Raw genomic sequence first — 24,613 nt, 5'->3', positions numbered from 1 at the left:
CTACGTTCACTGGTTTCTGTATTTCTACAGGCCAGACTAGGCGTGCTCGCATTCCGAACGACGAGAGGATCACCTCAAGTGGCTTCGCTTCACGAAATAATCCTTCATTTGCGGCAAACCCTAGACCATCTTGGGCCGGATACTCGCATGCATGTGGGGCATCTCTACGCGATTCTCGAGCTTGCTGAGCAGACCCCTCCGCTCGTTTCAGAAGTAGACGTGGCCGATAAGGTTCGAGACCTGGAAAGATCGGTTTTCAGTCTTCAGCATGGAGCGCGCGGGCTCGACATCAGAACTGATGCCGTCCGCAAAAAAGAGCTCCAAAGAGCAATATTCCAGATTAATGAACGCACGATAGCACTACTCAGCGCGCTCGGCCTGAGCGACTACGACAATTATCTGCTGCTGTCGATAACTCAGGGCGCCACGCACACGAACCCTCCAAACGGCACGATCGAGCAAGAATTCGCGCAGGCGCTGCGGGAAATCCAGCTCCCCCGGGTGGTTGATGTTCTGATGCCCGTTCCGCTGGTCCTGTATGTGAAGGATGGCGATCATCTGGCTGCTCGACAGGCCATAATCGACCTAGCCGAGGAGTACGGCCAGGCTGAGGAGTTTCCACCGCTCGAAGGATCATACTTTCAGCGTTTCCGTATCTGGACCAAACGCCAAGGCGCACAAGAGCTTGGTGACGCGATGCGCCGGGCGGCCCAACTTCCTCTGGAGGAGCAGCAGGCCAACGTCAATGTTCTACAAGCCGAGGCGGTCAGCAAGTTGATCTCCGCACTAGAGAACACTGAAACAGCCGCCGGTCTCGTGGGTTCCGTACTGGTGATCAAGGTCAACGGAATGCTCAACTTCCGCACCTTGACCAACCGTGAAATCATCTACCTCGGCAAGCATCCCGGCCTGATCCGGGATCCAGCGAGCATGCAGGTAGCGCTCGATGCGCTGCCAATCGACGGCGACGACCCCTGCGGCGGGTGCCGCCACGAAACCTGAATAAGCACAAGCTGATTACAAGTAAGCGCGGCGGGCCCGAATTTCCACACGCGACGAGGCGCTCGTGCTCGTTGCCGAGGTCGAGACGAGCACCGCGCGGGAGAACGGGTCGGCGACCGCGACGGACGGGGTCAGGTGCAGCCACCGGAACTGCGAGCCGGGTCCGATCGCGTCGATCTCCCCCGTCACGTCGTCCCCGCCGGTCAGGTCCCACGTGTCCGAGGTGACGACGGCAGCCTGCATCCGGCCGCAGTCGATCAGCAGTCTCTCTCCCGCGAGCAGCCCACCCGGGCGAAGCACCCAGCCGCCCGTGGCAACGTCCCCAATGGACGGCTGCACGGCCGGGCCGGTGAACCGCAGCAGCGCGTCCACGACAGGCCCGGTCGAGTTCGCGAGCGTGGTCACCGGCTGGGCGAGCTGATTGGGCTCGCCCAGCCAGGTGGACTCCGATTCGTCCCGCCACAGCGCGCCCGGCACCTCGACCACGGCCGTCAGTCGGGCGGTCGCAGCACCGGTGTTGACCTCCGGTTCGCTGGCCGCGTTGATCGTCACGTCGGCGACGCGGACGAGGTTGCCCGCCTGGTAGCGCAGTTTCATCAGCCTGTGCCGGGTTCCGAGGAGCGCCGACAGCGCCTCCAGGTTGCGCTCCATCTGCTCGTAGCCACCGTCCGCCCCCGAAGGTGTGGCCGACGTGACTTTGAACGTCAGGCCGAACGTGGTGGCCTCCAGGTCGAGGCCGACGACCGGGATGTCCCCGTGCCGGCCCGGCACGCTGACCTTCACGGCCCGCGCGCCGGGCAAGGGCCGCCTCTGCGTCCCCTTCTTGGTTCGCCAGCAGCCGGCCGGGTGGTCCAGCGGCACGCCGTCGAGTGAGTAGCTGGGCACCTCAGAGCACTCCCATCGCACCGACGTACTGGAGCGACCGGTTGACGGTCACGGAGGTCGGCTCGGCCTGCGGGTAGTGGTTCGTCACGTTGACCACCGTCCGCGACGAGGCGCGGCCTCCGCCGAGCCCGTCTGGGACGGTCACGCCGGGTACCGACAGGTCTGGCATCGCGGTCCGAGTGGCGAGCGTGGCCACCTTCTTCAGCGAGGACATGACGACGCTGCGGCTCTTGTCCACGCCGAGCGACATGCCCTGCATCATGAACGCTCCGATCTGGGCGAACACCTTGCTGGGGGACTTAATGCCGAGTGCGTCCTTGGCGCTCTTGACGATGTTGGCGAAGAAGCCCCTGACGTTGTTGTACAGGCCGCTGGCCAGCGATTGCAGCTTGTTCCAGAAGCCGGAAACGACGTCCTGGGCGATGCCCGCCATGGTCGGGCCGATGGATGACATCGCGTTTTTGATCTTGCCGGGCAGATCGCGGAACCAGCCGACCAGGGTGGTGCCGATCCACTTGCCGATGGCGTTGACCATGTCGGGGATGATCGAGTGGCCGACCAGCACGTTGTACATCCATTGGAAGACCGCGACGCCCTTTTCGATCAAGGGCTTGAGCTGGCCGACGATCTCGGCCACCTTGGCTCCGAACAGGGCGAACCCGACTCCGAGCTTGGTCAGCATGGGCAGAATGGGCACCAGCGACGGGAGGACCTGCTGGATCGCCATTGCCGCCAGATCGGTCAAAATCGGTAGAACAGGCAGTACCGCCTCAGCTAGCTGCACAAAGGCAGGAACCAGCCCATTCAGCAACGAAGGGATCAGATTCAAGATCGGCGGCAGTAGTTGCTGAAGGAGTACGCCCGCCATCTGCCCGAAGGACGCGTAGAGCGGAGCCATGATCGGCGCAAGCTGGGACAAAGCGGATGAAACGGACGCTAGGGCAGGTTGCAGGGCACTCGACAAGGCACTGATCACGGGACCGAGTGCAGCCGAGAGGTTACTCAGTGCGATGCCGAGGACTTGGCTCAGGATGCCCGCCAATTGCGCTACCACAGGTAGCAGCGGAGCGACCGCAGCAAGGGCAGCTGACAGCCCCTGCCCGAGCGCGAGCAGCCCCGCTTGCAGCTCGGGAGATGCGAACGCCTGAGCGAGCATCTGGGCGACCATGGTCAACCCAGGACCCAGGGCGGCCAGAGCCGGACCGAGCGCCGAGACCGCGGCGGCCAGCCCCGGACCCAGGGCCGTCGCGATGGACGCCACATGCGGCGCCACCAGCGCCAACGCGCCACCCAATGCCTTGAAGATCGACATCAAGGCCGACCCGACCTGCGACAACGCGGTGAAGATCGAGACGAGCGCCTTCTGACCCTCAGCGCTCGCGAGGAACGCGTTGAGCTGGCTCAGGAGTTGCCCGAGCACCCCCAGCGCGTTCGACCCGCCAGCCGACATCGCCGAGAAGACCGACTTGACGATGCCAACCAGGTCACCGCCGACCTGGCCGAGCTGCTTGAACACGTCGAGCGCGCCCTGCATCCAGCTAAGAGCGGCACCGCTATTAGCCGCGTTGGACAGGAACTCTCCGAACCGCTGAGCTGCAGCCGCGATGCCAGGTACGAGCCCAGATGACCAGGACGCGCCGACCACAGCGATATCGCGGAACCCGGCCAGGAGCGGCTGGATCGCCGGCTGGATCGAGGCGACCGCCGACCGCAGCGAGCCGAAGATGGACGAGATAGCGGCCACCGTCGCCGACGAGGAGGCGAACCGTGCCGCCTCGGCACCGGCGAGACCGAACTCCCGCGCGACGCCCTGCATGCCGGAGCGCAGCGGCCCGACCACGGCGTCTGCCACCGCGCGGATCTGGCCGGCCAACGGCTGGAAGAAGGCGTCCTGGACAGCGGACCGCAGCCCGTCGATCGCGGGCTTGACCGAGTGCAGCTCGCGCGCGGCGGCGGCCGCCGCGGGTGAGAGCCCGGCCAGGCTCTCCTCGAACTTCTTCGGGTCGTCGCTCAGGGCCGCGCCGAAAGCATCCCCGACCCCGGCCAGGGCCACCTTGAGGGTGGCCATCGCGGCGACACCGAGCCCGATCATGCCCGGCAGGGCAGCGACGATGCCGCCCGCCGGGGCCAGCGCTGCGACGAGCCCGACCGCGCTCTGCGCAGCCGCAGCCATCGAAGCCGCCAGCATCGCCGCCTTGAGCGCCGCGCCGGTGAACTGGACGCCCATCGAACCGGCGCTCTTGGCGACCCCGCCCACGTCGATGTCGATCTTCTTCGCGGCGTCGCGCACGAAGGTCATGAACCGGCGCACAGCGGTCGTGCCCCGGTCCTTCACGTTGATCTCAGCGAACAGCTCGCCGACGTTCAGCGCCACCGGGTCTCACCTCCTGGAGGTCTCGGATGGGGTGAAGCCAGCGGCGGGAAGCTGATCGCGGACAGCACGCCCGATCAGCTCCGTGTAGGCCGGGGGGATCGCCTGCCTGACCTCGCGGCGCGCGGCGGGCCAGTCGATGCCCATGGCCTGCCGCCACAGCGACACCGCGCCCTTGCCACCGCCCTTGCCGTACACCGCGACGTACGGGCCCTCGTGCCACTCGCCGTGGCGGAACCCTGCGACGCGACCGCGATGCTTCGGATGCTCGGGTTGGGCGACGCGGACGCCGCCGAGCTCGAACCACCGGTGCCGCAGCACCGCCAGCTCGGGGAACATGGCGCCGCACAGCAGCAGGTCCCGCCTGATGGGCGCGCTCGGGACGTTCTCGATGACCCACGGCCGGCCGGTCCCGCGCAGCACCTGCCGCGTCATCGGGATCAGCTCCGGGTAGGCGCGGCCCTGGTTCGTGCCGAGTGTCAGGGTCGTGTGCGCCTGACAAGGCGGCGAAGCGTGAACGAAGTCGAACTCATGGCCGTGCCGGGCGATGAACTCGATCGCGTCGCCGCGCACGAACTCATCGCCGCGGTACCGCCGCATCGGCCGGACATCCACGCCCACGACGTAGAAGCCCGCACGCTGGTAGCCGCGAGCCGCCCCGCCCACGCCGCAGAACGCGTCGAGGACCCGCTTCACCGCCGCCCCTCGCCGGGATCCAGGGCGCGCGCCAGGCGCGAGTCACACGTCAGCAGCCCATGTAGCCGGGTCCGGAGCCAGCGCCACGACCGGGCACGCAGCACGCCGGGCTCGCCGAGGTCGATGCCGTACACCTCGTGCAGGTCCGGCTCGACGAGCGCCCAACGCGTCAGGATGTCTTGCCACGAGACGGTGCGGCCTTTCGAGACCGAGAGGCCGTCGTCCGGGTCGTAGTAGTCCCGGAGCCCCGTGACCGGGTCGAGGTCGCCGCCGCTGCCCGCCGCGTCGCCCGGTTCGGGGCCGGGGCTTCCCCCGAGGTCACCGTGGCCCAGATCTTGGCTGCGGCCTCCTCGCCGGCGGCAACCCACACGAGCGCGGTCTTGCCGATGTGCTGGATCTTCGGCCACGTCACCTTGTCGGCGCGCAGCTCCTCCCACACCGGGCCGAGGATGCGCTGGTACAGGTCGCGTTCGTCGTCGTCGTCGAGCACGACCTGGACCAGCTCGTTGAGCTTGGGGTCGTTCACGGCTTCGCCCTGCTCGGCCGCGAGGCTGGCGTGCATGAGCCGCTGGCACAGCAGGCCGACCTCGGCGTCCGGGGCGGGGATGGCGTACCACTTCCCGCCGACCGGAAGCCGCAGGCTGTCGTCGAAGAACTCGTCGAGGTCCTGAAACGTCACGGCGTGATCACCGGGTTCTCGATCTCGACGGGCGCGCCCTGGCCCAGCAGGGTGAACGAGAACGGCTCCAGGTCGGTGACCGAGCCGCCCTTGACGAACTCGGAGACGGTGCAGACGCCCTCGTAAGCGTCGGGAGCGCCGTCCCGCCGGTACCACCTGACCTTGATGTTCGCGCCGAAGCCGACCTTGCGGGCCGCCTGTCGGATGGCTTCCTGGCCAGGGTCGGCGGTGAACACCGCGGCGTCGGTTCGCTTGCGGCGGCCCTCAGCCTCGATCTGCCAGGTGCGGCCGGTGACGACAGAGGAGCCCCAGCCCTCCTCGTCGTCGAAGTCGCCGTCGTCCTCCGTGTTGTCGTCGGTCGTCTCTTGGAAGGAAGTCAGACCCTTAACCCCCGTCCAGACAGGGCTCTCGAAGTCGGGCCCGGTGTTGACGTCGAGCTTCCAGTCCTTCGCGAGTAGGGAACGCAGGCCCATGATCACTCCTTAGAAGGGCATGCCGGAATGCCGACAGCGGGACCGCTATCGGCTAAGGAAGAGGGAGGTCAGGCGTCGCGGTGCGGCGACGGCCGGTAGCACATCAGGTCGAAGGAATCAGCCCGCTCCCACCGGCCGCTGGAGTCACGTCCCAGCGGAGCGACCAGCGTCCGCCGCGCGAGCAGCACGTGCACGCCCGTCGAGAGCGTCACGTTGGCCAGGCCGTGGATAGCGTCGAACACGCCGTCCGCCAGGTCGTCGACAACCCGCGGGTCCGTCTTGGCCCGGAACCGGGCCTGCATCTGCACAGCCGAGTCCGGCTGCTCGACATCGTCGCCCGCCTGACCCACTCCGTACACCGCGAGCGCGATGGCCGTGTCCGGGGACGCCGGGAGACCGCCGATCGTGAGCGCCGTCTGGTTGGCCGTGTAGACCCCGTTCGGGTTCCACGTCGCCACCCCGGCCTCGCCGAGCAGGACCGCGAACCCGGTCAGCAGATCACGAGTCCAGGTCACTTGAGCACCTGCCGGATCTGCTTGGCGATCAGCAGCTTGACCACCTCGGCCTCCTCACGCACCGCCAGCTCCAGGAACTTCGCAGTCCGGCCGGGCTTGTGCCGGTAGTCGAGGCTTTCGTGCTGCACAACCGCGTACGGGGTGTCGTAGGAGACGATTCCGCGCAGCTCATTCTCATCGACAACGGCCGCGCCTGACCGCTCCAGCGTGCCCTCATCGTGCGGGACACGCTGTGCGGACACGGACAGGACGTGCTCGGTGGCGTGGCGAAGGCCCCGGCCTGCCGCGCGCCGAAGCTCCGCCGTCACCTCCTCCGAATTGACCTTCGCGTTGAACCTGGCTCTGGCCATCAGCGGCACACCACCTCGACGTGATCCGGCGTCGGCAAGCCGCCGCCGTCGCGAGCGAAGGACGTGATGACGGTGGTCTGCCGCCCGTTGACCGTGACCCGGCTCCCCTCCGGGCAGATCGTGCCCGGAGGGAGAAACACGGTCGTGTCGGAGACGACCTCGGCGCCCTGGGCGTCACGCACCAGGCGCCGCTCGTCATCCACCAGGCAGCGAGACTCGAACGCCGGCCCGAACACGGGTCCGTACGCGCCGTCCCCCTGGAATGGCTCGATGGTCGCCGTGTGGCGTAGCAGCCACTCGGGCAGCATCACCACACGCTCCCGTCGAGGATGTAGCCGGGCAGCAACCCGGCCCGCCGCAGGATGGAGGAGGAGTCCGGTGAGTACCGCGGGGGCGGCGCGTCACTGGAGCCGCCGCGGTCAAGCCGGACCGAGCCGATGCTGACCGCCTTGAAAGCCGCCGCCACACCGAACTCGTCGCCCACGGCGATCGTCCACGCGACCTGCGCGCACGTCGCCCGCTTCATCGCCTCGACGTCCTCCGGCCGCGTCGGCATGCCTGCCTCGTCGGTCGGGTAGATCGAGGCGAACAGCATCTCGTCAATCCGCTCGGACGCCCGCTCCAGCCGCCGGTCGATGTCGTCAGGCGCGGCCTTGCCGCTGTATGCCGTGTAGTCGGCCGCCGTCGCGTATGCCATGGGCTACGCCGGCTGCTCGATCACACCGACCGTCAGCCCTGCCGGGTCTGCGTAGTCGATGTACACCTTGCCGTTGGCCTGCCGGTAGACGGCACTGAACGGCGGCAGCAGCAGGGAATCGTTCGCCGGGACGGTGACCGGCAGGTCCACTACGTCCTGGCCCTCGACCGTCGCGGGGATCTGCACGGTCGCCGTCGCGGGCGAGCCGTTGCTGTTCTTGAGCAGCAGCATGCGCCGCGCGGTGTGGTCGAAGGCGTTGCCGTCCGCGTTGGCCGCGACCAGGCTGACGCCGAGCGCGACGCCGGTCCGCGGCATGGGCCGGACGGCCAGGTCAGTCCTCGCCATCTGGGTCCTCCCCGAATTCCTCGATCAACGCGGCCTTCGACAGCGCCTTGGCGTCGCTCTCAGGCATGCCGCGCGAGACCGCGTACTCGATCCACGCCGCCTTGTTGTCGTGCTCAGACGGGCGGGCCGGCCCGGCCGAAGCCGGGCCGGACGCGTCGGCGGGCTCGGGCCCGCCGATGATCTGCCAGTTGGCCAACATGGCCAGGCAGGGGTCTCGCTGTTCGAGCGGGACCACCTGCCCGGTGTTGGCGTTGCGGTAGATGTAGGTCACGCCGCGACCCCGTGGATCAGCACCGCCCTGTTCGGGTCGAGCGTCTTGACGCCGTAGAGGCAATCCACCGACACGATGTCCTGCTTCTTCGAGATGTCGTAGTCCATCACCACGCGGACGCCGAAGCCCTTGTAGCTCTCCACAGCGGCGTTGGCCGCACCCTGCGGGAGCACCAAGGGACGCGTCACCAACGCGAACGCGGTCCTGTGGAAAGCCACTCCGACCTCGGTGTTCGGCTGGCCGGTGGTCGGCGTGCCGCCCGGGGCCTCGATGTTCTGGGTCTGGAACGCATCGTGCCCGAAAACTCTGCGGCCCAGCGACGCCTCGCGGAGACCGTCCGTGTCGCCCCTGACGTCAGCCTGATGGAACAGCGGGTCCGACAGCCACAGCGCCTCGATCTCCGGGCCGATCACCAGGTACCGGTCCGCGGACGGCACGTTGCGCTGGTTGAGCACGCGCCGGGCGTCGATCGCCGTCTTGGGGTCGTCGTACGGGTGGATCACCTTGCCGGTGACGCCGGGGACCGTCGCGTCCGGCACGCCCACACGCTGCACGATGTCGTTCCTGAGGCTCAGAATGTCCCGGTCGATCTTCTGACTGATCGCCTCCATCGCCGGAGACAGGAGCTGCGTGCCGAAGTCCTCGATCTCCAAGGTCAGTTCCTCGGCGGTCACGCTGAAGCTGACGTCGGCGAAGTGGTTCAGCGTGATCGGCACGCTGCCCTCGGACGCGTTCTGGATCTGGATGCCCGTCGCCCGGTCGAACTCGTTCGCCTGGAAGACGGCGGGCTTCCTCACGGAAATCGTGTCGCCCACGCGAGAGACGAACTCCTGCTCATAGTCACGGTGGACGAGCTGGGCCATGACGCAGGTCTCGTAGAGCGTGGCCAGCGCCGCCTTGGCGATGATGCTCGGGGTCAGGAAAGTGTTAGCCATTCGGGCCTTTCACCTCTTCAGGAGGCTAATTACGGTCGCGCAATTAGCGGTTAGGACGAGGCGCGCTTCGCCTTACGCCTGGCGCGGAACTCGTCGATGGAGGGCTCGGAACTCGGCGCTCGCTCACCAGGCCCGCCGGTGAACTCGCCTCCGCTCCTGGCTGGCGGCCCCGCCTGGGAGCCGCCCTTGAACTTCGGGTTGTTCTCCACCGCCGTCTGGATGACCTCGGTCAAGCTGGTGGAGAAGTCCTCGCCGTCCGGGTCCATGTCCCGGACGGCCTTCAGGAACGACCTGCTGTCGAGCAGGGCGTCCGGGTCCGCGCCGACCTTCTGGCTGGCGCGGTGAACCGCGAGCTCGATCAGAGCCCGGCGGTGCCGCTCGCGCTCCTTGTCGCGCTCCTGGGCCGTGGTGTCCCGCTCGGCCGTCAGCGTCTCGATCACCTGCTGCGGGTCGAGCGGCTTCTCCTCCTCAGCCGCCAGACCCAACGCCTTGGCGATCTGCTGGGCGAAGTCCGTCTTGACCTTCTCGGTGATTTCCTCCGGAGACGGCCCCTGCTTGGCGGTCGCCTCGTCGGCGGCCTTCTGCGCGTCCTTCAGCTTGGACCGCCAGTCGGCCGCCTCCGCACGGGTGTCCTTGATGAGCTTCTGCGCCCACGGCGGGAGCTGGTCCACGCGCTTGGCGTCGGGGTTGACCGCGTCGTCGGCCGCCGGCGTCTCGGGCGGCGTGACCTCGGCCTGCGCGGGAGGAGTCTGCTCCTCCTGCTGCGGCTGGCCTTCGCCGTTCTCGTCGTCCGGCGCGCCACCGGCGATCAGGTAGATCGGGGTGACGCCGTCCTTGCGGTAGCCGAGGAACGCGCCTGGCGTGGTCGGCAGGGTGTTTTCGAGCATGACGAGATCGCCCTCCTGGAGCGTGTCGTCGGGACATGGGAAAGGCCCGCGCCCGGCGGGCCATGAGGAAGGGCGTCTACGCCCCAGAGCTGTGCCGCACGTACGCGCGCATCCACAGCAGCCGCAGCGCACGCTCCCGGTCATCGCCCCGCACCGGGTACGGGCAGGCAGTGACCGACACGCCGCGCTCACCGGCCAGGCGGCCGAACGTCACAGCGGCTCTGCGGTCGGTCTCGGAGATGGTCATACGCCGAACTCCCTCCCGGCGCCGCCCGCCCGGATCTGCTCGGCCGCCCGCCGGTCGGACTCCCGCCCGAGCCACTGCGCGCGGAACTCCGTGAGGGTGAGCCGCGCGTTGTCCGCCCACCAGCGCAGCAGTTCCTCGCTGGCGTACTTCCGGGCGCGAGCGGCCGGCCCGGAGAACAGCGACCGCTCGTTGATCCCAGCCGCCTGCCCTTCGGCGTTCAGCAGGAAGCCGTTCGTGTCGGCCTCGGCCCGCTCGTACGCCTGGTCGAGCCATTCGGCGTACAGACGGCGCACCGTCTGGTCGATGTCCTCGCCCGGCCGGCGGTCCGCCTCCAGCAGGGCCCGCCGCTCCTGGCGGTCCAGCTCGGCCGGGTCCAGCCCGTGAACCTCGGCGTACGCGTCCATGTAGGAGTAGCGGCCCGACGCGATGAGGTCCGAGATCGCCCGGTCGGCGTCGGTCTCCTCCTCGCGCCAGTTCCACGACCAGTTCTCACGCTGGCGGGTCTGCCGCTCGATGCGGTCCAGCTCGTCGAGCACGCGGGCCATGCCCTGCTCGTCATCGCGGTACCGCTCCATCAGCTCGATCACGTGGTCGTCGGTCAGGTCGCCCAGGTCGTTGACCTCCGACAGCGCGGCAATCGGGTCGTCCTGCGCGGCCGGGCCGGCTGCCCGCGCTGCCGCCGCGTCGGCCTCGTCGCGGCGGGTCATCTCGCGCTCAAGCCTGGCCAGCGCCTGCTCGTCGTGGCCGAACTTGCTGGCTAGGTCCGTGAGCTCCTTATCGGTCAGCTCGTCCAGGTCCGCGGGCGGGGCGTCGGCCTTCTCCCGGTCGGTCTTGCGCCGCTGCCCGGTCGCCTTCGTCAGGTCCTTGAGCTGCGTCTGGTAGTCGGCCGTCTTCGCGTCCGCCTTCGCGCGGGCGTCGTCGTCGAGCGCGACCGCCGCACGCCGCTTGTGTTCCCGGACTTTCCGCTCCAGGTAGCGCTGCCGCTGCGAGTCCTTGTAGCTGGTCTTCGACTGCACCGCGGGCGCCGGCTTCGACACGCCCGGCAGGTAGGCGTTCAGGCTGTGCCCGCAGTTCGGGTGCAGCAGACCCGCCAGCCGGGCCTCCGCGACCGTCCCCGCCACCTGCACGAACACCTGCACCCCCGTGGCCGGGTTCTCCTCCACTCGGGTGCCCGCCGAGCCAGCCAGGGCCAGGACCTCGCCCTCCCAGCGGGCGCACCGGTCGCAGGTGTACGGCAGCCGCGACACGCTAACCAGGCCGATTCCGGCGTCGCGCAGCGTGGACAGGTGACCATCCACCGCCGCGCGCGCGGTTGCCGTCCGCATGGCCATCTCGGCGTAGCCGGCCATGCTCCACGTGCGGGGCGGGTTGGCCGAGTCGGTGAACCCCGTGATCCCCTGGGCTGCGAACCGGTCGAGCGCCCGCTGCACTGCCTCCCGCCGCGTCTCTGCGCCGATCAGCGCACGGCCGGCCGTCTCGGCGATGACGTTGCGGTAGATGTCGTCCACCGCGCGCAGCGCGCCCTCATGCACCGCAGTGACCATCCTGGCCGCCTGCGCGGCTAGCTCGGCGACGCCCTGACCGGCGCTGATGCCCCGCTTCGCGCCGAGGTTCTTGGCGTCTTGCAGCACTCGCTCCAGCCGCTTGCGGACCTTCCGGTCATGGACCTGCAGCACGGCTCCGCGCACCGCGGCGTCCATACCTTCGGCCCACGTGTCCATCACCGCCGCCTGCGCAGCCGCTTTCGCAGCCGATTCCAGACGGCGGATGATGGACTCGGCTTCCTTACGGAGCTGGGCCACCTCGGCCAACCGCTTGTCCGCCCAGGTGTCTCCGTCGTCGTCGAGATCCTTGCCGACTCGGGCGGCGACGCGTTCCAGCAGCGCCGTCTCAGCGTCGGCGTACATCGCGGCGACCTTCCGCGCCTGTTCCAGGCCCTCCTCGATCGCGGCGGCTGGAGTGATCGACATCAGTCCTCGCCGGCCGCGTCAGGAATCCACGTCTCGCCCAGCGTCGCCGGGTCCGGCACGTTCAGCCCGAGCTCGTCGCGCAGTCTCTCCTTCTCAGCCTGGATCTGCGCGTCGTCCCAGTCGGGGTGAACCCACCGGACCTTCGTGTCCAAGCTGACGGCTTGCGCCCGGTTCAGCATGTCCAGGGTGCGGCCCATGCTCTCCGGGTCGGGCATGACGCCGTCCGGCCACTCCACGGTCGCCCGCTCCGCGACGACCTTCGTCCCGAACACCGCATGATCGACGGCCAGCATCGCCTCCGACAGCCACGCGAGTCGCGGGGTCCAGTAGCCGATCTTCCGTCCGCGCGTGCTGTACGAGCGATGCTTCTGCATGTGGATCTCGGTCGCCGTACGAGCCTGCCCGTCCCCGCCCTCACCGAACGACTGAACCGAGTATCCGGCTCCGCGAACGATCTGCTCCACCAGGTGCTTCGACGTCTCCGAGTGCTCCTGCACCCTGATGGAAAACTGCGACAGGGTGATCATGCTGCCGGGGTTCTGCGGCGACGGCAGCATGCCGCCCAGCGGACTGTAGATCTCCCGGTCCGGGTCCCAAGACGCGGCCTGGCCGCGGCCAGCGGTCGTCAGGTACACCTCCGGCACGATGATCCGCGCCTTACCGAGCCGCAGGTCACGCATCCACGACGTCCACGTCTCGTCGAGCGCGTCCATCAGCGGTTCGACGCCCGCGTAGTCCGAGCGGCCGATCGCCGTACCTCGGATCATGCGGTGCGGCCTCATGTTCGGGACGTACTCGACCAGCAGGCCACGCTCGTACCCGCTGTCGAACCCGCCGTCCTCGTCCACCAGCGGAGCGAACTCGGCGGTGGCCGGGTGGTCCTCCAGCGGCATCTGCCGGCCCAGGTGGTCCTCGTCGCCCAGGTACAGCCCGTGGTAGATGCGACCCTTCTCGTGGCGCTCCAGGTGCCGCCAGACCTCGCCCGACCTGTCGTCCTCGTACACGACCTTCCAGAACGTCACCGCCGTCAGCCGGCCGTTGTGGAACTCGGGCACGCCGGCGTCCGGAGGCAGCGCGTCCACGACCGGGTGGTCAGCCGTCGTCGTGTCCCAGCCCACCCGCAGGTAGACGCCCCCGTACGCGGCGGCCAGCTCGGCGGCCTCCAGCAGGCTGCCGTACACGCCGGCCTCGTGCAGCACGCTGTCGAGCCGCTGCTGCCCCTTCTTGCCCTTGAGCTTGAGTGTCGGCGGCTCGCTGAACAGCAAGTCAGCCGAGGTGGCGGCGATGTCAGCGGCGAGCGGGATGTGGAGCTTCGTCGCACGAGCCTGCGCCGCCGGGGTTGGCGTCCCCCAGAAGTAGCGGACCATCCGGCCGAAGTAACCGCCCGCGCGAGTGATCGGCCGGTCCCAGCCCTTCGGGTCCATGCCCACCCTGGGCGTTGCCTGGTTACCGCCGTACACCTGCGCCAGCTTGTCCGGGTCGCCCGAGTACCAGGCGCCATGCGTGTCGTAGAGCCGCATCTCCTGTCGGATCGCTGGCGGCGGCCACGCCTGGTTACGCTCGGGAAGCGGCATCGGCCCTCCTCATGTCTTCTCGATCTCCGACAGGGCGAGCGCTAGTTGCGTCCAGCCGTCAGCGATGGCGACTTTGGCCTCGACCATGTCCGGGTTGGGCTCGCAGTCGGCGCGCTCCAGGACAGCGGCGGCATGGGCTGCGGCTTGTCGCCAGGTGATCGCCCGTTCGCTCATCCGGCAGCCGGCCAGTGCCAGGTGCCCGGTTCCGTGCCAGGCGCAACGTTGAACTCGTGGAACCCACCCACCACGCCGGGTGTGAACACCCACAGGTGCACATGCAGTGGCGAATCCAGCGGCGGGACAGCGCCGACCTTGACCCCCTCCGGGTCCAGCGTCGTCGTGTCCGCCGTGACGATCGCTGCCCTCATCGCGTGGAGACCCTGCCGGCCTCGATAGCGAACGATGTGGCCCGTAGCAGGAATGCGATGCATTTCGCTCCTCAGATGATGGGAATGGGCCCGCAGGGGATCACGGGCCGCTCGACGGCTCCGGTGATGCGGACCCACATCAGATAGGTGCCGTCCGGCAGAGTGACGGTGCCGCCAGGCCCGATGAGGATGCGCGCTCGCGCGCCCCCTGCAGCGGCGTCGGCCCACTCGGCGGGATACCAATCGGTGTCGATCGGTTCAGCGCCGAGGTTCGTGAAGGCGACTTCGACCAGCTCCGTCCCGGACGCGCCCCTGACGAAGGTGTAGACGTACGGGCGGCTGAGAGAAGAGATCGGTTCCACGGCAGGATCTCCTATGAGCTTGTCGGAGGTTCGGCAGACCACGATGTGTGTGGGGCAGAGGCGTGCCAGACCACGACAGGCCGCGACGCTGCCCATGCCGTGAACGGGGCGCTGACCTGAATCGGCGGCGTCAGACGCCGCACCCTTCTGACGAGGCCGATCTCTGTGATCATGCCGAGCACACCCACGATGGGCGGCTGCGGCGCGATCGAGCGTGCTGCTCCGGTGCCAACGATCGCGTCGAGCGGCCGGGCCTTGATCCGGCCAAGCGGGCGTCCCTGCCCCGACTCGACGAGCTGGACCAGACGGCTGCCCCGGGCCAGGCTGATCGGGCTTGCCTGCCCACCCCCGGCCGCCTCACCCAAGGAGCGAGTCTTAGCCGCGAAGATGGGCCGAACCGCGCCCATCTCGTCCACTTGGCGTATCGCCGCCCAGCCCCGGAACGGACGTGCAGCACCGGATTCGGCCGCCTGGCCAGCAGCGCGAGCCTTGACACGAACGATCGGCTGCAGCAGGCCCGACCCAGCGGCGACGCCCACCGCTCGGGCCTTGGCCGCCGCTGCAGGACGGACGTTCCCGGGCTCGTCAACGACCTGGCCGACGACCCTGCTCAGCACCCGGACCAGCGGGCGAGCGAGTCCAGCATCGGCAGCCTGGTTGAGAGGCCGCGTCTTCGTGTTCGTGAGCGGCAGAGATGCGCCCGATTCGACGACTGGCGCGAGCGTCGGGCCTGAACCGCGCGGGCGAACGAGGAGAGGCCGAGCAGGGTAACTACGACCTGCGCGTGGCATTGGTCACCCCCGTCACCAACTCGCGGCCCGGTGAGCCGCGGCCGAGGCACCCGCATACCGACGCGCACGGGAAGCTGCGGTCGCGGTCGCCGGCCCCAGCTTGGCCGCGTCAACTGCCACCTCGTCCATGTAGACGCCGCCGCTGCCTGCGCCGTCTCCGCGCGGGTGGAACTCGACCGTGTAGGGTTTGCCGCCTGCGAATGTAGTGACCGAGCTCATGACGTAGTCGTCGTGGTCCAGCGACTCCGGGTCCAGGTAGGCCCACATCTCCGCCGTTCCCGACCCGCTGGCGTCGATCGTGAAGCGCCACTCCAGCCGCACCCACTGCCCGACCGGCACCATTCCAGGGATGCTGGAGATGACGAGCGGCGACGCATTACCTGCGTAAACGGAGAAGTGGCCCGCTGGGAAAACCCACGCCTTGGCAGTGATCCCGTTCGGGCCGAGCAGCGCGAACAGGGGTGCCGAACCGGTCAACGGCACGTCCAGGAACACATACATGCGGACGCACAGAACGCCTGTCGCCGATTCCGCGCCGATCCAGTCGACGTGGGTGTCAGCGCCCGGCGTGCTGGCCACCATCGACAACCCTGTCTCGCCTCGGGCTCTGACGGCGGAGTAGCGGGGCGCGCCCACGATGTTGTCGAACGGGGTGCCGTTGCTGCCGCCCGAGTTGGCTGTGGTGATGGTGCTTCCGGCGGTGCCGCCGTTGAAGGTGTTGGACAGGGTCGTCAGCGGCGCGAAGGTGATCGTGAAGTCGTCGATGTAGGCAGCGTCATCGCCTGTGCTGACGCTGCTGTCCTTGCTGTAGCGGAACTGGACCTGGGTCACGCCGGTCACGTCGAACACGGCCGACTGGGTCCAGCCCACCGATCCGGAAGCTGTCATCCTGACTGAGCCGTCGATCAGGAATTCCAGCTTGTCGTGGGTGGGTTCGGAGGAGACGTAGTACCAGAACTGGAACGTCGCCGCCCTGGGCGGCAAGGTGAACGTCACCAGCGCAGTTCCGTTGTCGCCGATGTCTCCGTTCGTGAACGACCATGACCCGCTGTGGGCCCGGTTCGTTGTCCATCCCCAGTCGCCCGACCACGCCAGACGCAGAGGGCTCGACTCGAAATTCTCGACCAGGGGCATCGCGGTCCCCCCTCGTCAGGCGCGTTCGAGCCAGAAGCCCGCGGAGATGTTCACGGCGGCGGCGAACTTCGCCCTCAGCACGAACCCGGCACCCGGCCCGGCGTCCGGGGTGTCGCCGAGCGGAATGTCGTAGTGGGCGAGTCCGCCGTTCGGGCTCAGCGGAAACGTGTCGATCACGGTGAGCACGGCCGGTTCGGTCGTCCACGCTGCCGCCGCGAGGAAGCCAGGCGGGATGACGCGGCCATAGAGCTGCTGCGGCGTCACGACCGCCGCGTACGCCATGGACGCGGCGGGCGCGTTGGATGCGAAGGTGGCGCTGCACAGCTCGATGTCGCCCGGCACCCCGGAGGCGGAGATTCCGTACAGGCCGACCCGGATCTTCTTGAGGTCGAGGCCGAAGGTCGCCGGGGCGAGCGCCCCGAGGATGCTCTTGGGGGCGTTCGCGACGAGGGCGATTGGCGTTGGGGTGAGGATGGAGTATCCGGTCTTCGCCATGTCACATCGCCCGGAAGAAGCCGCTGGGGTCGACCTGCGCGACGACGTTGCTGCCGTCTGGCTTGATCGGGAAGTCGTGGCTCGTCAGGGGCACGATGGCCGAGTCCGGCGCCGCCGTGGCGGGCCGGTAGCAGATGAGGATCTTCCACCAGTTCGTGCCGGCCTGCACGTTGGTCCAGGTCAGGTCAGGCAGCGCCACATCCACCCAGTCGTTGACGTGGTCGGGCACCACGTCGGACAGGTCCGCCGCGCCCAGCACCTTCCTGCTGTAGCCAACGTTCGCCACCTCATTGGTCGCGCCAGCCAGCACGGCGGCGAGGCTGTCCTTGTCCTTCAGCACGGCGTCGGTCTCGATACCTGCCTCGTCCAGGGCGACTGCGAGCAGCGCGCTGGTCGCCGGGTCACCGACCCGGACACGGTTGTACAACTCAACAACGCGGCCCTTTGCCACGTTGAACTGGAAGTCGGCCATGACCCTCCTCATCGTTGGAAAGCAGCGGAACGGCCTCGGCCTCCTCGTAGCCCCTCAACTACGCGAAGGCCGAGGCCGCCGGGCTCAACGCACGCGAGTGGACGTGCGGAGCGGCGCACCCCTCGCCCCGCCACAGAACGGGAGTGCGCGATCACGGGTCAGTAGACCGGTTGCAGCAGCGGCAGCCAGGCCGCTTGCGTGGTGTGCAGGCCGTACCGGGCGGCGTCCAGCGCGTGGTCATCGAGCTTCACGGGGACGTCCTCGCCCTTCTCGGCGCGCTTGTCGTCCCACGCGTACGAGCCGACCTCGTCGAGGAACCCGGACACCGAGCTGTGCACCCGCAAGTGATCTCCGCCGAGCAGGTTGGACACGGTGCGGATGCCGTCGTTGACGGAGTTGTCGCCCATCGTCGGGGTGAAGCCATCGCGCTGGAGCTGCGTGATGAAGCTCGCGGCGGACGGGTCCACCACCACCCACTGCGGCCGTACCCCGCGGGTGCCGGGCCCGTAGGTGTCGGGGATGTTGTCCAGCCACGCCCCGAGCTTCTGGCTGTACTCGGCGTCGGTGAGCTGCCTCCGCTCGGCGCGGGAGTCCCAGCGGAACTCGCTGGCGAGGTAGAGGCGCCGCTGGCCGGCGTCGTCCGGGGTGGACACGCCGATGAGGATGGCGTCGAACGGATTGACCGTGCCATAGTCCACGCCCAAGGCCAGCCACCTCTCCATGGGCGGCAGCAGGTCCACGACGTGCCGGTCCGGGTCGAACATGTCGTAGATGGCGCCCTCGGCCATCACCCAGCGACCCTCGATGAAGCGCTTGTACCAGAGCCCGGTGTACTCGGCCTTGAGCGCCTTGACGTACGCCGGGTCCAACGCGGTGTTGTCGTCGAGCCTGAAATGCCAATGCCGCAGGTCAAGCTCGTACTTCCGGTCGAGGAACTGCCGCTTCAACCAGTGGTTCGGAGCGTCGGGGTTCGTGGTGCCGAACAGCTTGGCGCCCGTGACGCTGAGCCGGGCCAAGAGCTGGTCCCAGAACTCGCGCTCGATCAGCGTGATCTCATCGACGTACGCCCCGGCGCAGGTCATGCCACGCAGCCGGTTCTCCGACCGGGCGTCGTTCGAGGAGATGATCTCGATGCGACGCCCGAGGATGTTCGCCGTGGGGGCACCTCTGGTGTAGATGATCCGCCGCGCGATCGGGCCGGTGATCGCGGGGTCTTGCAGCACGTCGAAGACGTTTCTGGCGATCGTGTCGCTCGTCTTGCCCACGATCACCAACGAGCCGCCCCGCGGCGCGTTGGCGACGTACATGACCCACCGCAGCAGCGAGGCGATCGTCTTGCCCGACCTGATCGCGCCGCTCCAGATGTTCAGGCGCGCCGTGGACTCCCCAATCGACCGTAGCTGCTTGGGAGACAGGTTCAGCGGCGTCGGCGCCGGCGTGCTCACAGGCCGCCCCCCGACTCGATCTCGCCGATCACCTCGGCCTCGAGAATGCTGTCCGTGTCGGGGTCGGGCAGGGCGTGCTTCTGCTGGATCTGGAGCAGCAGGTTGCCCAGCAGGCTGGCCATGTCGCCGTCCGCGACGCCGTTGCGGTTGATCAGGTCCAGGCCCAGCAGGGTCGCCCGCCGGTTGATGCACTTCAGCGCGGTCTCGGCGGCGTTGACCTCGCCCTTGAGCACCTTCGGCCACAGGCTGGCCATGATGCGGTCGAGCCGGTCGATCTCCAGCTTGAGAAGCTGCTCACTGGCCATCTGCTCCTGCTTGGCGGCCTTCTGCAGCGCCCGGTCGATGTCCTTCGACACCGAGGCCGCGCCCGAGTACCCCAGCCGCTCGGCAATGACCGTGGGCGATACTCCAGCGATCCGCATCTGCACGGCCTGGTAGCGCCGCTGGGAGATCTCGACCTGGCGGGCCTTACTGACGACCATGAGGGGCGCTCCTGATCTACTACGCTTCTCGGGTGCGGATGCGGATGCTGACCGTCCGGCAGCCATGGGCGGCGCTGCTCGTCGCGGGCATCAAGGACGTGGAGAACCGGAGCTGGACCACGCCGTATCGGGGCAGGCTCCTGATCCACGCGGGCCTCAAGACCGACCCCGAGGGCTTCGAGCTGATGGAGGAACTGGGCGTCACCCTCGACGGGCCGCTGCTGCGCGGCGTGATCCTCGGATCGGTGAACCTCGTCGAGATCCGCCAGGACAGCCGTTCGCCGTGGGCCCGCCCAGGCGAGAATCACTGGCTGGTCGCCGACGCTCTACCAGCGGTCACGCCGATGGCCGCGGTCGGCGCGCTCGGGCTGCGGCCGGCTCCGGCCGGGTGGACGAAGGCCTTCGCGGCTTAGAGCGCCTAACAGAATGATCTACGTTGTGCTTTGATCTCTCGCTGTAGCCAGCGAGAGGAGCGCGAGTGGCCAAGCCGAAGCCGTGGGAGGTCAGCGACGAGCTGTGGGCGGTGATCGAGCCCTTGCTGCCGCAGCGTCAGCGGCGGTTCCGGCATCCGGGACGCAAGCGGCTGGATGACCGGCTGGCGTTGCAGGGCATCTTGTTCGTGCTGCACACCGGGATCGCCTGGGAGCACCTGCCGCAGGAGCTCGGCTACGGCTCGGGCATGACGTGCTGGCGGCGGCTGGCCGAGTGGAACAGGGCCGACGTCTGGCAGCGGCTGCACGAGGTCCTGCTCGACCGGCTACGGGCCGCCGACGCCCTCGACTTCTCCCGGGCAGCGGTGGACTCTTCCCAGATCAGAGCGTTAAAAGGGGGGCGCAGACCGGTCCGTCACCGGTCGACCGAGGGCGGGCCGGCAGCAAGCACCACCTGATCACCGAGGCCACCGGCATCCCGCTCGCGGTGATCTTGACCGGCGCCAACCGCAACGACGTCACCCAGCTTCGCCCGCTGCTGGACGCCATCCCCAAGGTGCGCGGCAAGCGCGGCCGTCCCCGCCAGCGTCCCGACGTCGTGCTCGCCGACCGCGGCTACGACCACGACAAGTACCGCCGTCTGGTCCGTGAGTTGCAGATTCGCCCGCTGATCGCCCGACGCGGCACCGAGCACGGCTCCGGCCTGGGCAAACAACGCTGGGTCGTCGAGCAGACCTTCGCCCTGCTGCACGCCTTCAGACGCCTACGCATCCGCTGGGAGATCCGCGCCGACATCCACGAGGCATTCCTCAAGCTGGCCTGCGCACTCATCTGCTGGCGACGCCTCACCTCATTGCGTTAGGAGCTCTTAGGCGCGCGGCGCCACGTACTCAAAACTGACCAGGCCGAGACGGCGCGGGTCGAGCGTCTGCACGTGCATCCACTGGTGCTTGGAGCCGGTGCCGAGCTTCTTCTGGCCCTGGATCATCCGCCACCGCGGCGATCCGCTCCGGTAGGCGATCAGCGCCGGATGGCTGGACACCGACCGGTAGCGGAACCCCTGCTCGTACAGCCGTTGCCCCATCCACTCGGAGAAGCGGACGCCGATGCCGAGCCCCTGATAGTCGGGCAAGACCACCAGGCGGTGCTCCATCTTCAGGTTCCGCGTCGCAGGGTGCTGGAAGTGCCGGTACGCGAGGAACGCGACCGGCTCGCCGTCGACGAACCCGGCGAACTTCTTGCTGGAGCGGTGGAGCTCCCTGCTCAGATAGTGATGACGTGCGAAGACGGACCAGAGCTGCCCATCAACCGGCCGGATTTCGAGCTGGAGTCGGGGCCGGGCTTGAACCGACCTCCACTCGAACGACCCCGTCGAAACGTCCAGCACCCAATCCGGCTGCAGCCACTCCAGCACGTCGTAATGGCAGGTCACCGCAACGAACTGACGGCCACTGCGCCGTACGGTCTTCTGAATCGTATGGCTGGCGACCTTCGCAACCTGCCGGTCCACGACGCTGGTGAACTCGTCGATGACGACCAGGTCGCCGGACTCGGCCAGCGCCCGCGCGATCGTCGCCCGGAACGCCTCACCGTTGGACAAGGTCCGAAACGGCCGTAGCCACGCCGGCGGTGACGACAGGCCGACCGCGCCGAGCAGCGCCACGATGTCCTTGATGGACATGTCGGCCGGGAAGTCGTCCACCAGCGACCGGTCATCGGACCAGGTGTACGGGCTGGCGATGTGGTCGGGCCACAGGTGCCGTGCGACGCTGGTCTTGCCCGCCCCGGACGGGCCGACGATCAGCCCGACGTTCCACGGCTGCTCCTCGACCGGCACCTCCAGATGCCAGGAATTGCTCAGCCGCTCCTCCACGGGCACGTCGAACAGGCCCTGAAGCTGCAGGACGCGGGCGGTCTTGTGGACCGGTGCCGACACCGTGATCTCGGCTCGCACAGCACGACCTTCCAAGGGGTAGCGGGCGGGGGTTACATCAGGGCGCGGACGTTCCAGCCCTGACCGGCGAGCTGGTTGAGGAGTTGCACCTGCTCGGCCTCGCTGTCGCAGGTGACCACGACCCCCCAGACGACGGGCCGCGTGTGGGTCTCGGCGTCGCCCGGGTCGGGCAGCTCCTCCTCGTCGGCCGCGTCGGTGCCGGCCTGGTCGGCGCGGCCACCGCCCGAGGCCGGAGCGCGGTCGGAGGTGAGGGCTACCGCGTTGTCTGCGGCGATGGCTTCGGCCAGGTCGTCGAGGTCCTGCTCCGTCCAGCCGGTGCCGTCGAGGTCGTCGAGGCCGCGCAGCAGCTCGGCAAGGGCCTGGTCGTCGTAGCCGCCGATCTCCGCGGTGCGGTTGTCGGCGAGGAGGATGCGCAGCGCCGCGTCGTCGTCCACGTCGAGGATCAGGGCGGGCACCTGGCTCAGGCCCTTGGCCTTCGCGCCGCGCCAGCGGTGTTCCCCGGCGATGATCCGCATCCGGGACTTCTGGACCAGAATCGTGCCGTAGAAGCCGTTCTTCTCGATCGACTCGGCGATTACGTTCACGTCGCCCTGGTGGGGGTTATCCGGGTGCGGCTCAAGGTCAGCGACCGGGACCATGCGGTAGGTCTGGGAAACGACGCCGGGCACGGCAACCTCCGGAATCAGCTGAATGGCCAGCCGCCTGTGTGTAAGCTCCCGTGCAGCGACTCGGCGCACGTGATGCCGATAGCCCTCTCACATCGCGAAACTCATCGACACAAGCACTCGACACGCCACAGCTCAAACGATCCCCCACTAACGCTGCAGCTCTTCCTTGCGATCATCTAAATCACAAATAACGATCAAGCACAAATTCAAAGATCACAGGATTCAGCGATTTCGGGATCATGCGGCACGGCCCGTCCCCGCGTCCGTGGAGACGGTTGGCCACAGGGCACCTTCAGGCACTGCGCCTAAAGGTGCCCTCTGTCGGTGCAAGGACCTTGATGTCTGGTTTCCCTCTGTGGCTGTGCGTGCTCGTCGCAGCCTTGATGGCTCTGCCGTTAATGGTGGCGGTGCTGGCGTTCGTTCCAGCGCTCGCTCTATCAGTCGCCCTTCCGGAGGACCGACGAGACTGGCTTCTCCAAGTGCTTGATCGCTTCGTTGAGTGGTCAAGGCGATCTTCTCAGGCGCTGGAAAGATCGAGGAGGACAAGATCTGATGGGTGTGAGCCCCGTAGGCACTCGTTACTTGCGGGGCTCCTGCCCATTCCAGCAAGCAATCGCTATCGTGGCAGCATGGGCATGTCTTCCTGGCTCGCTGCAAGCACACCATTGCGGTGGATTCGAGGGCGCTTAGAGAAGATCGGCCGAGAGCTGTTCATGGACTTAGACGAGTTCGCCTTCCATATGGGCTGGACCATCTCAAAGCCATCATGGACCACTCGCGCCTACAGAGACGCCCGCTTTGACCAGCTAGCCTCCACAGGCAGGTTGGCCTACTCCGCTATATGGGGGGTAACAGACTCAGACAACGAGGGCGACGCCAAGCTCACTATTGATATGGCACCAGCAGTTGCCCAAGAGCTTGACGCTCTCTTTCGGGCCCTTGGGCCCCCACCCGATCAGCTTGGCGCCACGCATGGAGCATCCAGCCGGGGGGACGGCGGTGCAGCATCATGAACCTCGACCGACACACCGCTCAGCCCACTGGCATCGACATAGCCATGCTATGGACCAAACTCCCACCCGAACATCTGCGCGCAGCTCTGAAGGCGCTGGAGCCTCAATTGGTTCGCGACCACGCCTATCGCATGGAGTTGGCCAAGATTCAGGAGCGGAACGACGAGCGATCCCACCGATTGTTCATGGCGGGACTCCTTATCGGATGTGGAATCGCCGTAGCGATGCTGATAGCAGCCGTGATCGTAGGCATGAACGGGCAGGCATGGCTTGCGCTGGCATTCTCCGGTCCGAGCATGCTCGCATTGGTGGGTATGTTCGTACTGCGCCAATTCGACACCGCTGGACTCAGACAGATCCGTCGCGCTCAAGCAGCCGAGCCAGTAAATCCACTTCAGTCGGGGCCGGAGCCTGGCACGCCGTTGGCGAGTTGAGAGATCTCCGGCTCCACCGGACGCAGACGCCCCAAAGCACCGTGTGAGGGCGAGCCGGCCGTACCCGTCCACGACCGGCCGGTGGCCGCTCATGCGGCAGACGAGCATGAGACGGGGCAGGTCCGACAGCCACCACCCACGATCGACGAGTGCTCGGCTGCTGTCCTGCGCTTGTAGTTGACGGTGTGCCAGCGCATGACGATCTCCTTGAGGGACGGAAACAGCGCACAGCCCTTAATTTGAGTAGGTAAGATAAGCGCATGGCAGGTCTACAACGCATCACCCAGCCGACGCTCGACGTGCTGGAAGTGCTGCTACGCGCCCACAAGGAGGGCGAGAAGATCCACGGCTGGGCGATCATGAAGGAAGCGAAGCGCTCAGGCCCAACTGTCTACAACGCCCTCGATCGCCTCGAAGACGCTGGCTGGATCACTGGCGAGTGGGAAGAACTCGAACCCGACGCCAACCGGCCACGACGACGCCTCTACCGCCTCACCGGCGAAGGAGCACCAGCAGCCCGTGCTCTGCTGGTCGAGCGGCGACCAGCATCACCCAAGTACAAGCCCGCCCTCGGGTTCATACAGCTCGGCTGGTTGAGCATGCTGCAGTTCGGCGGTGAGCTTTGAACACGGCAGAGGTCATCCTCAGCATCGCTGCGGGGTTGGCA

Annotated in this window: 31 protein-coding genes; 5 read left to right on the top strand and 26 right to left on the bottom strand. The window is 67.8% G+C overall.

Going from position 1 to position 24,613, the window contains the following annotated elements; translation table 11 throughout:
• The first annotated feature begins 153 nt into the window (after positions 1 to 153).
• Positions 154 to 1,002: a hypothetical protein gene (locus AC27IY_RS27260; RefSeq protein ID WP_487179634.1), complete on the top strand. Its 849-nt coding sequence runs from the start codon at positions 154 to 156 to the stop codon at positions 1,000 to 1,002.
• 15 nt (positions 1,003 to 1,017) lie between these two features.
• Here the strand turns inward: AC27IY_RS27260 and AC27IY_RS27255 are convergent, their stop codons facing one another.
• From AC27IY_RS27255 to AC27IY_RS27140, 24 genes are all read right to left on the bottom strand, one after another.
• Positions 1,018 to 1,887 (bottom strand): phage tail family protein, encoded by an 870-nt coding sequence (locus tag AC27IY_RS27255; protein ID WP_487179633.1) that lies wholly within the window; start codon positions 1,885 to 1,887, stop codon positions 1,018 to 1,020.
• Position 1,888: 1 nt separating this feature from the next.
• The gene (locus AC27IY_RS27250; RefSeq protein WP_487179631.1) at positions 1,889 to 4,261 is read right to left on the bottom strand and encodes a phage tail protein; all 2,373 of its coding nucleotides are present in this window, start codon (positions 4,259 to 4,261) and stop codon (positions 1,889 to 1,891) included.
• 6 nt (positions 4,262 to 4,267) lie between these two features.
• The gene (locus tag AC27IY_RS27245) at positions 4,268 to 4,954 is read right to left on the bottom strand and encodes a class I SAM-dependent methyltransferase (RefSeq protein WP_487179630.1); all 687 of its coding nucleotides are present in this window, start codon (positions 4,952 to 4,954) and stop codon (positions 4,268 to 4,270) included.
• 169 nt (positions 4,955 to 5,123) lie between these two features.
• Positions 5,124 to 5,633, bottom strand: a complete 510-nt coding sequence (locus AC27IY_RS27240) for a DUF7426 family protein (protein ID WP_487179629.1) — start codon at positions 5,631 to 5,633, stop codon at positions 5,124 to 5,126.
• Complete coding sequence (locus tag AC27IY_RS27235) at positions 5,630 to 6,106, bottom strand: phage tail tube protein (RefSeq protein WP_487179628.1); 477 nt, start codon at positions 6,104 to 6,106, stop codon at positions 5,630 to 5,632. The genes AC27IY_RS27240 and AC27IY_RS27235 overlap by 4 nt, the downstream gene beginning before the upstream one ends.
• 68 nt (positions 6,107 to 6,174) lie before the next feature.
• Positions 6,175 to 6,621, bottom strand: coding sequence for a minor capsid protein (locus AC27IY_RS27230; RefSeq protein ID WP_487179627.1), 447 nt, complete (start codon positions 6,619 to 6,621; stop codon positions 6,175 to 6,177).
• Positions 6,618 to 6,980: a hypothetical protein gene (locus AC27IY_RS27225; RefSeq protein WP_487179625.1), complete on the bottom strand. Its 363-nt coding sequence runs from the start codon at positions 6,978 to 6,980 to the stop codon at positions 6,618 to 6,620. Before AC27IY_RS27225 ends, AC27IY_RS27230 begins: the two co-directional genes overlap by 4 nt.
• Positions 6,971 to 7,282 carry a hypothetical protein gene (locus AC27IY_RS27220; RefSeq protein WP_487179624.1) on the bottom strand — a complete coding sequence of 104 codons (312 nt, stop codon included), beginning with the start codon at positions 7,280 to 7,282 and terminating at the stop codon, positions 6,971 to 6,973. Before AC27IY_RS27220 ends, AC27IY_RS27225 begins: the two co-directional genes overlap by 10 nt.
• Entirely contained in the window at positions 7,279 to 7,668 is a 390-nt protein-coding gene (locus tag AC27IY_RS27215) for a hypothetical protein (protein WP_487179623.1), read from the bottom strand. Before AC27IY_RS27215 ends, AC27IY_RS27220 begins: the two co-directional genes overlap by 4 nt.
• A 3-nt stretch (positions 7,669 to 7,671) precedes the next feature.
• On the bottom strand, positions 7,672 to 8,013 hold the full coding sequence (locus AC27IY_RS27210; protein WP_487179622.1) for a hypothetical protein: 342 nt from the start codon (positions 8,011 to 8,013) through the stop codon (positions 7,672 to 7,674).
• Positions 8,000 to 8,284, bottom strand: a complete 285-nt coding sequence (locus AC27IY_RS27205; protein ID WP_487179621.1) for a hypothetical protein — start codon at positions 8,282 to 8,284, stop codon at positions 8,000 to 8,002. Before AC27IY_RS27205 ends, AC27IY_RS27210 begins: the two co-directional genes overlap by 14 nt.
• Positions 8,281 to 9,147, bottom strand: coding sequence for a major capsid protein (locus AC27IY_RS27200; RefSeq protein WP_487179619.1), 867 nt, complete (start codon positions 9,145 to 9,147; stop codon positions 8,281 to 8,283). Before AC27IY_RS27200 ends, AC27IY_RS27205 begins: the two co-directional genes overlap by 4 nt.
• Positions 9,148 to 9,269: 122 nt before the next feature.
• Positions 9,270 to 10,106: a hypothetical protein gene (locus AC27IY_RS27195; protein ID WP_487179618.1), complete on the bottom strand. Its 837-nt coding sequence runs from the start codon at positions 10,104 to 10,106 to the stop codon at positions 9,270 to 9,272.
• 76 nt (positions 10,107 to 10,182) lie between these two features.
• Positions 10,183 to 10,353 (bottom strand): Rmf/CrpP fold protein, encoded by a 171-nt coding sequence (locus AC27IY_RS27190; RefSeq protein ID WP_487179617.1) that lies wholly within the window; start codon positions 10,351 to 10,353, stop codon positions 10,183 to 10,185.
• Entirely contained in the window at positions 10,350 to 12,323 is a 1,974-nt protein-coding gene (locus AC27IY_RS27185; RefSeq protein ID WP_487179616.1) for a phage minor capsid protein, read from the bottom strand. The genes AC27IY_RS27190 and AC27IY_RS27185 overlap by 4 nt, the downstream gene beginning before the upstream one ends.
• Positions 12,323 to 13,897 carry a phage portal protein gene (locus AC27IY_RS27180; protein WP_487179615.1) on the bottom strand — a complete coding sequence of 525 codons (1,575 nt, stop codon included), beginning with the start codon at positions 13,895 to 13,897 and terminating at the stop codon, positions 12,323 to 12,325. Before AC27IY_RS27180 ends, AC27IY_RS27185 begins: the two co-directional genes overlap by 1 nt.
• A gap of 9 nt (positions 13,898 to 13,906) precedes the next feature.
• Positions 13,907 to 14,071, bottom strand: a complete 165-nt coding sequence (locus AC27IY_RS27175; protein WP_487179614.1) for a hypothetical protein — start codon at positions 14,069 to 14,071, stop codon at positions 13,907 to 13,909.
• Entirely contained in the window at positions 14,068 to 14,265 is a 198-nt protein-coding gene (locus AC27IY_RS27170; RefSeq protein WP_487179613.1) for a hypothetical protein, read from the bottom strand. Before AC27IY_RS27170 ends, AC27IY_RS27175 begins: the two co-directional genes overlap by 4 nt.
• Positions 14,266 to 14,336: 71 nt before the next feature.
• A complete protein-coding gene (locus AC27IY_RS27165; protein WP_487179612.1) occupies positions 14,337 to 14,627 on the bottom strand; it encodes a hypothetical protein in 291 nt (96 codons plus the stop codon).
• Between the two features lie 803 nt (positions 14,628 to 15,430).
• Complete coding sequence (locus tag AC27IY_RS27160; protein WP_487179611.1) at positions 15,431 to 16,552, bottom strand: hypothetical protein; 1,122 nt, start codon at positions 16,550 to 16,552, stop codon at positions 15,431 to 15,433.
• 15 nt (positions 16,553 to 16,567) lie between these two features.
• Positions 16,568 to 17,047, bottom strand: a complete 480-nt coding sequence (locus AC27IY_RS27155) for a hypothetical protein (RefSeq protein ID WP_487179610.1) — start codon at positions 17,045 to 17,047, stop codon at positions 16,568 to 16,570.
• A gap of 1 nt (position 17,048) precedes the next feature.
• Positions 17,049 to 17,519 carry a hypothetical protein gene (locus tag AC27IY_RS27150; protein ID WP_487179609.1) on the bottom strand — a complete coding sequence of 157 codons (471 nt, stop codon included), beginning with the start codon at positions 17,517 to 17,519 and terminating at the stop codon, positions 17,049 to 17,051.
• A gap of 158 nt (positions 17,520 to 17,677) precedes the next feature.
• Positions 17,678 to 18,964 (bottom strand): PBSX family phage terminase large subunit, encoded by a 1,287-nt coding sequence (locus AC27IY_RS27145; RefSeq protein WP_487179607.1) that lies wholly within the window; start codon positions 18,962 to 18,964, stop codon positions 17,678 to 17,680.
• Positions 18,961 to 19,446: a hypothetical protein gene (locus AC27IY_RS27140; protein ID WP_487179605.1), complete on the bottom strand. Its 486-nt coding sequence runs from the start codon at positions 19,444 to 19,446 to the stop codon at positions 18,961 to 18,963. Before AC27IY_RS27140 ends, AC27IY_RS27145 begins: the two co-directional genes overlap by 4 nt.
• Positions 19,447 to 19,484: 38 nt before the next feature.
• On the opposite strand from AC27IY_RS27140, the gene AC27IY_RS27135 reads away from it, so the two are divergent.
• The gene (locus tag AC27IY_RS27135; RefSeq protein WP_487179729.1) at positions 19,485 to 19,859 is read left to right on the top strand and encodes an ASCH domain-containing protein; all 375 of its coding nucleotides are present in this window, start codon (positions 19,485 to 19,487) and stop codon (positions 19,857 to 19,859) included.
• Positions 19,860 to 19,924: 65 nt separating this feature from the next.
• Positions 19,925 to 20,739 (top strand): IS5 family transposase gene (locus AC27IY_RS27130; protein WP_487177875.1). Its coding sequence is split into 2 segments (ribosomal slippage): positions 19,925 to 20,270 and positions 20,270 to 20,739, totalling 816 coding nucleotides; the frame shifts between segments, so codons are not numbered across the junction.
• Between the two features lie 6 nt (positions 20,740 to 20,745).
• Here AC27IY_RS27130 and AC27IY_RS27125 read toward each other — a convergent pair.
• Both AC27IY_RS27125 and AC27IY_RS27120 read right to left on the bottom strand, forming a co-directional pair.
• Complete coding sequence (locus tag AC27IY_RS27125; RefSeq protein ID WP_487179604.1) at positions 20,746 to 21,831, bottom strand: GNAT family N-acetyltransferase; 1,086 nt, start codon at positions 21,829 to 21,831, stop codon at positions 20,746 to 20,748.
• A 32-nt stretch (positions 21,832 to 21,863) separates the two neighbouring features.
• A complete protein-coding gene (locus AC27IY_RS27120; protein WP_487179728.1) occupies positions 21,864 to 22,469 on the bottom strand; it encodes a ParB/RepB/Spo0J family partition protein in 606 nt (201 codons plus the stop codon).
• 1,039 nt (positions 22,470 to 23,508) lie between these two features.
• Between AC27IY_RS27120 and AC27IY_RS27115 the strand changes: the two genes are divergently transcribed.
• Both AC27IY_RS27115 and AC27IY_RS27110 read left to right on the top strand, forming a co-directional pair.
• Complete coding sequence (locus AC27IY_RS27115; RefSeq protein ID WP_487179602.1) at positions 23,509 to 23,946, top strand: hypothetical protein; 438 nt, start codon at positions 23,509 to 23,511, stop codon at positions 23,944 to 23,946.
• Positions 23,947 to 24,206: 260 nt separating this feature from the next.
• The gene (locus tag AC27IY_RS27110; RefSeq protein WP_487179600.1) at positions 24,207 to 24,572 is read left to right on the top strand and encodes a PadR family transcriptional regulator; all 366 of its coding nucleotides are present in this window, start codon (positions 24,207 to 24,209) and stop codon (positions 24,570 to 24,572) included.
• Positions 24,573 to 24,613 lie beyond the last annotated feature (41 nt).

This window comes from Nonomuraea sp. B208, assembly GCF_057536035.1.
Note: the sequence above shows the minus strand (reverse complement) of the source record. Positions and strands in the feature narration are given on the sequence as shown.